At 75.0% G+C, this 11,606-nt stretch carries 13 protein-coding genes; 10 read left to right on the top strand and 3 right to left on the bottom strand.

The window, feature by feature from the left end:
* Positions 1–23: 23 nt before the first annotated feature.
* Positions 24–269, bottom strand: coding sequence for a hypothetical protein (locus tag PH191_RS19335; RefSeq protein ID WP_274196258.1), 246 nt, complete (start codon positions 267–269; stop codon positions 24–26).
* Between the two features lie 196 nt (positions 270–465).
* Between PH191_RS19335 and PH191_RS19330 the strand changes: the two genes are divergently transcribed.
* The gene (locus PH191_RS19330; protein WP_274196257.1) at positions 466–705 is read left to right on the top strand and encodes a hypothetical protein; all 240 of its coding nucleotides are present in this window, start codon (positions 466–468) and stop codon (positions 703–705) included.
* On the opposite strand, the gene PH191_RS19325 is transcribed toward PH191_RS19330, so the two are convergent.
* The gene (locus tag PH191_RS19325) at positions 674–1,399 is read right to left on the bottom strand and encodes a hypothetical protein (protein ID WP_274196256.1); all 726 of its coding nucleotides are present in this window, start codon (positions 1,397–1,399) and stop codon (positions 674–676) included. The two genes, PH191_RS19330 and PH191_RS19325, sit on opposite strands and share 32 nt — an antisense overlap.
* 79 nt (positions 1,400–1,478) lie before the next feature.
* Between PH191_RS19325 and PH191_RS19320 the strand changes: the two genes are divergently transcribed.
* Both PH191_RS19320 and PH191_RS19315 read left to right on the top strand, forming a co-directional pair.
* Complete coding sequence (locus PH191_RS19320; RefSeq protein WP_274196255.1) at positions 1,479–2,753, top strand: adenylosuccinate synthase; 1,275 nt, start codon at positions 1,479–1,481, stop codon at positions 2,751–2,753.
* A gap of 95 nt (positions 2,754–2,848) precedes the next feature.
* Positions 2,849–3,148, top strand: coding sequence for a UBP-type zinc finger domain-containing protein (locus tag PH191_RS19315; RefSeq protein ID WP_274196254.1), 300 nt, complete (start codon positions 2,849–2,851; stop codon positions 3,146–3,148).
* Positions 3,149–3,216: 68 nt separating this feature from the next.
* Here the strand turns inward: PH191_RS19315 and PH191_RS19310 are convergent, their stop codons facing one another.
* Positions 3,217–4,266: a glycerophosphodiester phosphodiesterase gene (locus PH191_RS19310; RefSeq protein WP_274196478.1), complete on the bottom strand. Its 1,050-nt coding sequence runs from the start codon at positions 4,264–4,266 to the stop codon at positions 3,217–3,219.
* Between the two features lie 317 nt (positions 4,267–4,583).
* Here PH191_RS19310 and purD point away from each other — a divergent pair, with 317 nt between their 5' ends.
* From purD to PH191_RS19275, 7 genes are all read left to right on the top strand, one after another.
* On the top strand, positions 4,584–5,852 hold the full coding sequence (purD, locus tag PH191_RS19305; protein WP_274196253.1) for a phosphoribosylamine--glycine ligase: 1,269 nt from the start codon (positions 4,584–4,586) through the stop codon (positions 5,850–5,852).
* Between the two features lie 55 nt (positions 5,853–5,907).
* A complete protein-coding gene (locus tag PH191_RS19300; RefSeq protein ID WP_274196252.1) occupies positions 5,908–6,204 on the top strand; it encodes a hypothetical protein in 297 nt (98 codons plus the stop codon).
* Between the two features lie 7 nt (positions 6,205–6,211).
* Positions 6,212–8,230 (top strand): transglycosylase SLT domain-containing protein, encoded by a 2,019-nt coding sequence (locus PH191_RS19295; protein ID WP_274196251.1) that lies wholly within the window; start codon positions 6,212–6,214, stop codon positions 8,228–8,230.
* Positions 8,231–8,289: 59 nt separating this feature from the next.
* The gene (locus tag PH191_RS19290; RefSeq protein ID WP_274196250.1) at positions 8,290–8,595 is read left to right on the top strand and encodes a hypothetical protein; all 306 of its coding nucleotides are present in this window, start codon (positions 8,290–8,292) and stop codon (positions 8,593–8,595) included.
* Between the two features lie 3 nt (positions 8,596–8,598).
* Positions 8,599–9,588, top strand: coding sequence for a transglycosylase SLT domain-containing protein (locus tag PH191_RS19285; protein WP_274196249.1), 990 nt, complete (start codon positions 8,599–8,601; stop codon positions 9,586–9,588).
* A gap of 82 nt (positions 9,589–9,670) precedes the next feature.
* Positions 9,671–10,792, top strand: coding sequence for a pyridoxal phosphate-dependent aminotransferase (locus PH191_RS19280; RefSeq protein WP_420791831.1), 1,122 nt, complete (start codon positions 9,671–9,673; stop codon positions 10,790–10,792).
* A gap of 43 nt (positions 10,793–10,835) precedes the next feature.
* The gene (locus PH191_RS19275) at positions 10,836–11,606 is read left to right on the top strand and encodes a potassium channel family protein (protein ID WP_274196247.1); all 771 of its coding nucleotides are present in this window, start codon (positions 10,836–10,838) and stop codon (positions 11,604–11,606) included.

Genomic DNA, 11,606 nt, shown 5'->3' with positions numbered 1-11,606 from the left:
CGGCGGGACCGGGGCGGGTGGGCTCAGGAGGCGCGGCGCAGGGGCGACGGGGGCGTCGCCGCCGGCTCGGGCAGCACGTGCTGCCCCCCGTCCTCGGCCGCGCCGGGCAGCAGCTGCAGGGGCGCCGCGGGGGCGGTGGCCGGGGTGCGGAGGCCGGCGCGCGAGGTGCGGGGGGCGCGGGCGGTGGGCACGGCCCGGGCCTCGAACCGCTCGAGCACACAGGCCAGAACCATGATCGCGATCGGAACGAGGATGACCACCGCCAGCATGGAGGCTGTGTACCCGGGCCTCCCGGAGCCATGCGTGATCGGCATGAGTGTGCACGGACGGTCGTTGACCGGTCGCGCAGAGAAGTCGACCGGTCGATCGATCGGTGGGCTACCCCCGGGTCGGGGGAACCCCGCCGCTCACCCGCTGCGCCGTGTCCCCACAGGGTCCGTCGCCCCCCGGGGGTAGTTTCGCGTCGTGGTCGACGTGTCGCGCAGCGGCGGCCCGGGACCGGCCGAGCCCGGGCACGCGGATTCCGGCCCCGTGGCCTGGGTCGTGCTCGTGGCCGATCCGGTCACCGGCGAGACCGACGCGTTCGGCCCGTTCGACCGCGAGGCCGCGGCGGTGGACGCGGAGCGGCGCCGGGTGGAGCACGCGTCCGAGGGGCTCGACGAGGTCCTCGTCGTCACCGTCCCGCTGACCCCTCCCGAGGACTGACCAGCAGCCAGTCCTGCGTGTGCCGGTACCAGCTACGCCGGGCCACGGGCCGGGCGCCGTGGACGCCGTCGCGGACCACGGGCACGGGCGGGCGGCAGCCGAGCTGCACGGCCCGGCCCGAGAGCGTCGTGACCTGCCCCGCGCGCAGCCCGGCGAGCCGGCGCGGGCCGGTGACGGTCACGGTCACGCCGCCCCCGGGGTCCGGGACGACGACCAGGCTCTCGGCGTCGCCGCGCGCGACGAGGTGCTCGTCGCAGTAGACCTCGCCGTGGAACGGTCCGGTCGCGTGGCGTCCGGCGACGAGTCCGCCGTGGTCGTCGCGGACCAGCGGTGCCCGGTGGGCGACGCCGTCGCGGGCGAGGGCGACCGCAGTCGAGGGGTCGGTGGGGACGCCCCAGACGCCGGCCGCGGCGGAGTCGGGCGCGGGGAGCACGGCGACGGCGACGTCGAGGCGCTCGCGGCGCAGCAGGCGCACGAGGACGGCGGCGAGGGCCGCGTCGTCACCCGCCACCGCGAGGCGCCCGCCGGCCGGGACGTCCGCGAGCACCGGGTCGACGTCGGCGCGCGCCGGGAGGTCGGGGAGGTCGTGTCGCGGGGTGCCGTCCGCGGGCAGCCAGGGCGCCCAGCGGGCCCGGGCGGAGTCCCCGCAGGTCATCACGCGCACCAGGGACCCCGTGAGGACGAGCCGCGGCACACGCGTGGACTACCCTTTCGCTGCACGGGGCGGCCCGCACTCCCGTGCGACCAACGGAGTCGACGCCAGGGAGTTTGACATGCCGGCCATCGTCCTCATCGGCGCCCAGTGGGGTGACGAGGGCAAGGGCAAGGCCACCGACATCCTCGGTGAGCAGGTCCAGTGGGTCGTGCGTTACCAGGGTGGCAACAACGCGGGGCACACCGTCGTCCTCCCCGACGGCAAGAACTTCGCGCTGCACCTCATCCCGTCGGGGATCCTGACGCCGGGTGTCACCAACGTGATCGGCAACGGCGTCGTGGTCGACCCGGGTGTGCTGCTCGAGGAGCTCGCCGAGCTCGAGGGCAAAGGCGTCGACACCGGCAAGCTGCTGATCTCCGCCGACGCGCACGTGATCATGCCGTACCACGTGGCCATCGATAAGGTCACCGAACGCTTCCTGGGCAAGTCCCGGATCGGCACCACGGGACGCGGCATCGGCCCGGCCTACCAGGACAAGGTCGCGCGCGTCGGCGTGCGGATGCAGGACCTGCTCGACGAGAAGCTGCTGCGCGAGAAGGTCGAGGCGGCGCTCGAGCTCAAGAACCAGATCCTCGTCAAGATCTACAACCGGCGCGCGCTCGACGTCGACGAGGTCGCCGACACCGTGCTCGGCCACGCCGAGGGCTTCGCCCACCGCATCGCCGACACCCGCCTCGCGCTGCACCAGGCCCTCGAGCGCGGCGAGACCGTGCTGCTCGAGGGCTCGCAGGGCACGCTGCTCGACGTCGACCACGGGACCTATCCGTTCGTGACGTCGTCGAGCCCGACGGCCGGCGGCGCCGCGGCGGGCTCGGGGATCGGGCCGACGCGCATCGGCCGCGTGATCGGGATCCTCAAGGCCTACACGACCCGGGTCGGCTCCGGCCCGTTCCCGACCGAGCTCTTCGACGCCGACGGCGAGTACCTGCGCAAGACCGGCGGCGAGTTCGGCGTGACCACCGGCCGCAGCCGGCGCTGCGGCTGGTTCGACGCCGTGATCGCCCGGTACGCGGTGCGGGTCAACGGGATCACCGACCTGTTCCTCACCAAGCTCGACGTGCTCTCCGGCCTGGAGAACGTGCCGATCTGCGTGGGCTACGAGGTCGACGGGCAGCGGGTCGACGAGATGCCGATGACCCAGGCCGACGTGAGCACCGCGGTGCCGGTGTACGAGACGATGCCGGGCTGGTTCGAGGACATCTCGGCCTGCCGCTCCTTCGCCGACCTGCCGGCCAAGGCGCGCGACTACGTCGAGCGGATCGAGCAGCTCTCCGGGGCGCCGGTCTCGGCGATCGGCGTCGGTCCGGGACGCGACGAGACGGTTGTCCGCTGACGGGTTCGAGCGACGACCCGGAGCGCTCCTCCGTCGCGCTCCGGGAAGTCGCGAACCCTGGGGCCCGCGGGACGTCGGCCAGTAGACTCGTCCGGGTGGGAGCCTGCGAACACCTGTTGACCATCGGTCCCGAGGGCATCGCCACCGACCCGGCTCCGAGTGCCGTGGCGAGCGAGGGCGAGACGCTGATCTGCCCGGACTGCCGGGCCGACGGCTACACGGCGTGGGCGCACCTGCGGAAGTGCCTGGACTGCGGGCACGTCGCCTGCTGCGACTCCAGCCCGTACCGGCACGCCTCGAAGCACCACGAGGACACCGGCCACGCCGTCATGCGCTCGCACGAGCCGAACGAGACGTGGCGCTGGTGCTACATCGACCGGCGGCTCGCGCCGTAGGTCGCGCCGAGGCGTGCAGCACCTGGCGCTCCGTCGTCGCGCCACGTGCTCGATCCGCCGGCGCGGAGTCAGGTGGGCGTTATCGCTGCCAACGCCGTATCCGGGTCGTCGCTGAAGACGGCGTCGACGCCCAGGGCGACGTACTGCCGGTACTCGCCGAACGCGTCGCCGTAGGTGTCCGCGGGCGCGGCTGGCCCGCCCCGTCGCCGCCCCACGGGGAGGAACTCGTTCTCGTTGCGGAACGTGTAGGGCATGACCCGCAGGTTCGCCGCGCGCGCGTCGCGGACCAGGGTCGTCGGCGCACCCGAGGCGTCGTCCGGCCCGAGCGGGATGATCAGCTCCTTGGTCGGGCCGAGCCAGGTCGCGTAGCCGGCGACCTCCCGCAGGCCCTGCGGGGTCACCAGGGCCTCCGAGGTGCGCGGGTCGCCCGCGGCCACGAGGTCGGCGGGCCGGGTGCCGGCGGCGTCGACGAGCTGCAGGAGCGGGCAGGCGACCTGCGTCTTCAGCGCCCGGAGGTTGGCGGTCTCGAACGACTGGATGATCACCCCGGAGTCCGCGCCGTCGCGGCCCCGCCGGCGCAGGGTCTCGACCAGCCCGGGCTCCACCGGCAGGCCGAGGCTCGCGAAGTAGGTGGAGTGCTTGACCTCGGGCAGCACGCCGACCGGGCGGCGCAGCTCGGCGGCGAGGCGGTCGAGCAGGTCGAGGACCTCGTCGAACGTCACCAGCGGGAACCGGCCGTCGTAAAGGGTGTTGTGCGGGCGCGTCTGCGGGATGCGCTCCTTCGCGCGCAGCGTGCGCAGCTCGGCGAGCGTGAAGTCGGTGGTGAACCAGCCGGTGTAGGTGGTCCCGTCGATCTGCTTGGTGGTGCGGCGTGAGGCGAACTCGGGGCGCTCGGCGACGTCGGTGGTCCCGCCGATCTCGGGCTCGTGGCGCGCGACCAGCGCCCCGTCGCGGGTGGGCACGAGGTCGACGTCGACGGCGTCGGCACCCATTCGGATCGCGAGCTCGTACGCCGCGAGCGTGTGCTCGGGCCGGTACCCGGAGGCGCCGCGGTGCCCCACGACCATGACCCGCGGCGGGCCCGTCGGCGCCGGCACCGGCGGGGCGGGCGTCGGCATCGGTGACGGGGAGGGCGTCCCGGTCGGCGGCGGCGCGGGGCCGGCGACGGGGGTGTTCGAGCACCCGGCGGCCAGCGCCCCGGCCGCGGCGAGCCCTCCCCACAGTGCGCTCCGGCGGGACAACGCGGACGGCACCCACCCCGGCGTGTACATCGCTGCGCATCCTCGCCCGCCCCGCGCCCTCCCCGCCACCTCGCCCCGCGACGGGGCGGTGAACTGCTGGTGCACCGCGGGTGCAAGCCCTGCGTCCACGCTGGCACTGGACGCCAGGAAAGCCACATCGTCGGCGCACACCGGGCACCCGTAGCGTGGCGCCCGTGCGCGTCCTGGTCATCGGCTCCGGAGCCCGCGAGCATGCCCTCCTCCTCGCCCTCGCCGGCGACCCCGAGGTGACGGCCCTCGCCGCCGCCCCCGGCAACGCCGGCACGGCCGCGCTCGCCGAGCACCCGGGACTCGCCGACCCCACCTCCGGCGAGCAGGTCGTCGCCCTGGCCCGCGAGTGGCGCGCCGACCTCGTCGTCGTCGGCCCCGAGGCCCCGCTCGTCGCCGGCGTCGGCGACGCGTTGCGCGACGCCGGCATCCCCTGCTTCGGACCGAGCGCCGCCGCGGCGCGCATCGAGGGTTCGAAGGCGTTCGCGAAGGACGTCATGACCACCGCCGGCGTGCCCACCGCGCGCAGCGAGGCGGTCGACAACCCCGGCGACCTCGACGCCGCGCTCGCCCGCTTCGACCCGCCGTACGTGGTCAAGGACGACGGGCTCGCGGCCGGCAAGGGCGTCCTCGTCACCGAGGACCTCGACGCTGCGCGCCGCCACGCCGCCGCCGTCCTCGAGGGCGGGCACCCCGTGCTCCTCGAGTCGTTCCTCGACGGGCCCGAGGCCTCGCTGTTCTGCGTGGTCGACGGCACGACGGCCGTCCCGCTGCTGCCCGCGCAGGACTTCAAGCGCCTCGGTGACGACGACGCCGGCCCGAACACCGGCGGCATGGGCGCCTACGCCCCGCTGCCCTGGGCGCCCGCGGGCCTCGTCGACGACATCGTCGAGCGCCTCGTCACCCCCGTCGTCACCGAGCTCGCCGCCCGCGGCACCCCGTTCTCCGGCCTTCTCTACGCCGGGCTGGCGCTGACCTCGTCGGGTCCGCAGGTGATCGAGTTCAACTGCCGCTTCGGCGACCCCGAGACCCAGGTCGTCCTCGCCCTCCTGCGCAGCTCCACGGCGCGTCTCCTGTCTGCCGCCGCCACCGGCCAGCTGGCCGGCGAACCGCCCCTGACCTGGGCGGACGGCGCCGCCGTGACGATCGTCGTGGCCGCCGCCGGATATCCGGGTTCGGTCCGGACCGGCGACGTCCTGCAGGGCGCCGACGGGCCGGGCGTGCTGCATGCAGGGACCCGCCGACGCGACGACGGGGCCGTGGTCTCGAGCGGCGGCCGCGTCCTGTCGGTGGTCGGGACGGGCGAGGACCTCGACGCCGCCCGCCGCGACGCCTACGAACGCCTCGCGGCGGTGCACCTGCCCGGTGGCCACCACCGCACCGACATCGCCCGCGAGGCGGCCGCCGGCCACATCGCGATGCCTGTCCGCGCCTGACACGGGTTCCGCGAAACGGCCCCGGCCGGGCCACGCGCCGACCTACCATCCCGCCATGCCCGATCTCGTCCTCGGCCCGGCGACCCTCGAGCAGGCGCGCACCGCCGTCGCCGCCGAGGCGCGCCGGGTGCCGGCGATGATCGACCAGGTCGTCGTCCCCCGCGCCGGTCTCGGTGACCTCGCCTCCGCCGGGGCGATGTTGGGCGCGCTCGACGAGGTCGTGCGCGTCCTGGACGGCGAGCTCGCCGCCGCCGGGTCGCGGCTCGACGGGGTCGACCGGGCCCTCGACGCGGCGCTCACCGCGATCCAGGCCGACGACCGCGACGCCGCCGCGTCGCTCTCCGCCGCGTGAGTCCGTGATGGCCTTCGACGCCGTCGGCGAGCTCGCCGCCCAGCCCGGGGGGCAGGAGCTCAGCGCGCTCGTCGCCCGGGTGCAGCAGGTCGACCCCGAGGTGCTGCACGGGATGGGCCGCCGACTCGGGTCCATGGTCGAGAGTGTGGACGGGTCGGTGCGCGCGGTGCGCCGCCACGGTGACGAGGTGCAGGGCGCCTGGCAGGGGCGGGGCGCCGAGGCCCTCACCGGGTACCTCGACGACTTCGGCCGCGCCGGAACGCGGACCCTCGACGCGGCCGGGCGGATCCGCGTGCGCATCGACGAAACCGGCCGGGAGCTCGCCGCACTGCGCAGCGAGGTCGACACCCAGGTCTCCCGTGCCCTCGACGCCGCCCGCCGGGCCCGCACCGAGGCCCTCGCCGACCCGGCCCGCGCCCCGATGGCCGACCAGCTCGCCGCCCAGGCCATGGCCGAGCCCACCGCCGCCGCCCGCACCGCCGTCGAGCGCGCCGAGACCGCCCTCGGCGACGCGGCACGGGCCCTCCGCGAGATGACGGCCGACGTCGTGGGCTTCTCCCGCCTGCCCGCCCCCGACGCACGCCCCATCGCCCCGGCCGAGGGCGGGGGTCCGCTCGGCTGGCCGGTGATCCCGGCCGGCGAGTCGCTCGCCACTGTTCCCGCCTCCCTCGGCGGCGACGGCGGCGCGCAGGGCATCGATCTCGACGGGGGTAGCGCCTCGTCGGACGTCTCGTCCGTGAGCGAGTCGTCCTCGGCCGACGACGCGTCCGGATCCTCCGGCGGGGAGTCGTCCGAGTGCTCGGAGTCCGGAGCGTCGGGGGCGGCCGATTCGGGTTCCGGGGGTGCGGGTGACTCGAGTGATTCGGTCGAGGGGTCGAGCTCGGGTGGTGGGGATGCTTCGGATTCCGAAGTGTCCGAGTCGACTGAGTCGAGTTCCGGGGGTGTGCGCGACTCGAGTGACCTGGGAGACGGGTCGAGCTCAGGTGGTGGCGATGCTTCGGTTTCCGAAGCAACTGAGGCGGACGGCTCGGCTTCTGGAGGTGTGGGCGACTCGAGCAACCTGGGGGACGACTTCCTCGAGGACGCTCCGGACTCCGAGGCGTCGGGCTCGGGTGGTGAGGCCGACGGCGAGGATGCTTCGAATTCCGAAGCGTCCGCTGTGGAGGAGTCGGGTTCTGGGGGTGTGGGCGACTCCAGCGACCTCGGGGACGACTTCCTGGAGGAGGCTCCGGATTCCGAGGCGTCGGGCTCGGGTGATGGGGATGCTTCGAATTCCGAAGCGTCCGGTGCGGACGATTCGGGTTCCGGCGGTGTCGGCGACTCCAGCGACCTCGGGGACGACTTCCTCGAGGACACCTCGGACGCGGAGGCCCCCGCGTCCGACGGCTCCGGGTCCGACGGCTCCGGGTCCGACGGCTCCGGGTCCGACGACTCGGCGTCCGAGGGCGGGGACGAGAAGAGCGATGACGAGGGCGAGGACAACGGCGACGACGAGGGGTCGGGCTCGGAGGCAGCCGCCGAGGACGAGGGCGGCGGCGCGAACAGGGACGACGCCGACGACGCTGAGACCGCCGACGCCGAGAGCGAGGACGGGGCCGTGACCGGCACGTCGGAGGACGGCAGCGGCAGCGCCACCGACGCCGGGGCGGCGCCGACGGGTGGGCCGCAGGGTCAGGTCGGGGACTGGATCCGCGAGGCGATGGCCGTGCTCCGGGCCGAGGGCGTCCCCCTCGACAAGATGGATCCCGACGACATCGCCACGATCATCGAGCACGAGTCGGGCGGCGACCCCGAGGCGACCAACGACTGGGACTCGAACGCTGACAAGGGCACACCGTCGCAGGGGCTGATGCAGACCATCGGGCCGACGTTCGACGCGCACAAGCTCCCCGGGCACGGCGAGATCACCGATCCGATCGACAACATCATCGCCGGGGTCCGCTACGCCATCGACCGGTACGGATCGGTGTCGCAGGTGCCGGGCGTCGAGGCCGTGGCCCGCGGCGACTCCTACGTCGGCTACTGAGCCGGCCAGTTCTCCCGAACCGCACCCGGACGCCCGCCCGGCGACCTACCGTCCTCCCCGTGGACGACATCGCCTACGACACCGACACCCTCGAGGAGGCGCGCACGGTCGTGGCGGGCGAGGCGGAACGGATGCCGGTGCTGGCCGACCGGTGGGCCGCGACGCCACCGCCGGAGCTCGGGGGTCTGGACGCCGCGCGCGCCCTGATCGACGCCGTGGCCGCCCTGACGCGAGCGCTCGTCGCCGACCTCGACGCCGCCGGCGCCCGGCTCCGCGAGGCCGCGCGGGCCCTCGACGCGACCGTGCGTCTCGTCCGCGGGACCGAGGGCGCGAACACCGAGCTGCTCGCGCCGGCCGGGGGCTGAGCCGTGTCCGGGGATCTCGAGGCCGCCCTCGCCGGGGAGCCCGCGGCCGCCGAGCTCGCGGCGATCGCGGGACGGGTCCGGACGGTCGATCCGGGTGCGTTGCGGGCGTCCGCGGCGCAGATCGTGGCGGTCGGTGACGCCGTCGACGGGTCGATGCGCGCGGTGGGACGCGGCGCGGCGGCGGTCGAGGGCCGCTGGCGGGGCACGGGGGCGACGGCGTTCGGCGACTGGGCACGCGCGTTCGCGGCGGCCGGCGCGCGCGACCGGTCGGCGCTCGTCGAGGCCGGCCCGGTGCTCGACCAGGTCGGGGTGGTGCTCGAGGACCTGCGCCGCGAGATCGACCAGCAGGTGGCGCGCGCCGTCGCCCTGGCCGGGAGCGCCCGGGCACAGGCGGCGACCGTGCCCGACGCGCCGCCGGACCTCGCCGACCGGCTCGCGGGCGACGCCGTGCGCGGACCCACCGAGGCGGCGCGCACCGCCGTCCGGCGCGCGGAGGCCGAGCTGACGGCGTCGGCGGCCCGCATCCGCGACCTCGCCGACGGGCTCACGTCGTTCGCGGCGCTCGAGGGCCTCGACGCCCCGCCGTCCGGCGCTACGCCGACGGTCGTGAGGAGCGCCGTTGGTCAGGCGCCAGCCGGCCGGGTCGGCGACTGGATCCGCGAGGCCCTCGCGATCCTCACCGCCGCGGGGATCCCGCCCGAGAAGATGGACCCGGCCGCGATCGCCACGATCATCCAGCGCGAGTCCGGCGGCGATCCCGACGCGGTCAACACCTGGGATGCGAACGCCGAGAGGGGCACGCCGTCGCAGGGGCTGATGCAGACGATCGGGCCGACGTTCGAGGCGTACAAGCTGCCCGGCCACGACGAGATCACCGACCCGGTCGACAACATCATCGCCGGCGTCCGCTACGCCGTGGACCGCTACGGGTCGGTGTCGGCCGTCCCGGGCGTCGAGGCCCTGGCGCGCGGAGACTCCTACGTCGGCTACTGAGCGGCGCACCTAGGGTGGGGCGGTGACGAGTCTGGCGCGCCTCGGCCCGGCCGTGCGGGCGACGGTCCCCCCGTTCCACGTGATGGACGTCTGGGCCGCCGCCGGCGAACGGGCCCGCACCCACGGCGACCTGGTGAACCTCTCGGCCGGCCAGCCCTCGACCCCCGCGCCCGCCGACGTCCGCTCGGCCGCCGCGAGGGCGCTCGACGAGCAGATCCTCGGCTACACGAGCTCGCTCGGGACCCCCGAGCTGCGCGAGGCGATCGCCGCCCACCACCGCCGGCGCTACGGCGACGATACCGTGCGCGCCGAGGACGTCATCGCGACCACGGGCGGCTCCGGCGGCTTCCTGCTCGCGTTCCTCGCCGCGTTCGACGTGGGCGACACCGTCGTGCTCGCGCGCCCGGGCTACCCCTGCTACCGCAACATCCTCGCGGCGCTCGGTTGCGACGTCGTCGAGCTGCCCTGCGGCGAGGAGACGCGGTTCCAGCCGACGGTCGCCATGCTCGAGGCCCTCGACACGACGCCGAAGGGCCTCGTGGTCGCCAGCCCCGCGAACCCCACCGGCAGCGTCATCGAGCCCGGCGAGCTGGCCGCCCTCGCGAGGTACTGCGAGGAGCGCGGCATCCAGCTGATCAGCGACGAGATCTATCACGGCATCGAGTACGGGGACGCCCCGCCGACCGCGAGCGCCTGGAGCACCTCGCACGAGGCGCTCGTCGTCACGTCGTTCTCGAAGTACTGGTCGATGACCGGCTGGCGGCTCGGCTGGCTGCTGGTGCCCGAGCGGCTCCGGCGCGCCGTGGACGTCATCGCCGGCAACTTCACCGTCTGCCCGCCGGTCCCGGCGCAGTACGCGGCGCTCGCGGCGTTCACCGACGCCTCGGTCACCGAGGCCGACGCGCACGTCGAGCACTACGCGGTCAACCGCCGCCTGCTGCTCGACGGACTCCCGCGTCTCGGCATCACCCGGCTCGCGCCCGCCGACGGCGCGTTCTACGTGTACGCCGACGTCGCCCACCTCACCGACGACACGCTCGCCTTCGGGCAGCGGATGCTCGCCGAGACCGGTGTCGCGGTGGCCCCGGGGATCGACTTCGACCCCGTCGACGGCCACACGTGGATCCGGCTGTCGTTCGCCGGCGCCACAGCCGACGTGCACGAGGCCCTCGACCGGCTCGGTCACTGGCTGCCGACGCTCTGAGCCCGCTCCCGCCCCGGCCCGGCGCGCACTACTGTCCGTGGCCATGGACGACGACGGCGAGCCTCGGCTGGAGGCCTGGGAGCGCCGCACCGACTACCCGCTGACCGGGCTCGCGGTGCTCTACCTCGCGATCTACGCCGTCCAGGTGCTCGCCACGCGCCCCGGCCAGGCCGCGTGGTGGTGGCTCGACGTCGCCCTGTGGGGCGTGTGGGCGCTGGTCGTCGTCGACTACGTGATCCGGATCGTCCTGGCGAACCGCCGGCTGCGCTTCATCGTCCGGCACCCGCTGGACCTGCTGATCGTGGCCGCGCCGTTCTTCCGGTTCCTGCGCCTGCTGCGCCTCGTCGCCGCCATCTCGACGCTCGGGCGGGTCCTGCGCGACGACTTCCGCGGCCGCGTCGGCAGTTACCTCATCGTCTCGGTGTCGCTGCTCAGCGTCGTCGCCGCGCTCGGGGTGTTCGAGGCCGAGCGCGACGCCCCCGAGGCCTCGATCACGACGTTCGGGGACGCCCTGTGGTGGGTGCTCACGACGATCACCACCGTCGGCTACGGCGACCTCTATCCGGTGACCGTCGAGGGCCGCCTGGTCGCGGGCGGCCTGATGCTCGCCGGCATCGCGATCCTCGGCACCGTGACCGCGGCGATCGCGACGTGGTTCCTCGAGCAGGTCGGGGCCCGCGACGCGTCCGAGGCGGTCGCCCACGCGGCGCAGCGCGATCCCGCCGAGGAGCGCCACGGCGAGCTGCTCGCGGAGATCCGGGCGCTGCGGGCGCGGCTGGACGTGCTCGAGGACCGGGAGCAGGCGCCGCGGTAG

Source organism: Actinomycetospora callitridis (assembly GCF_028737265.1).
GTDB classification, from domain to species: Bacteria; Actinomycetota; Actinomycetes; order Mycobacteriales; family Pseudonocardiaceae; genus Actinomycetospora; species Actinomycetospora callitridis.
Note: the sequence above shows the minus strand (reverse complement) of the source record. Positions and strands in the feature narration are given on the sequence as shown.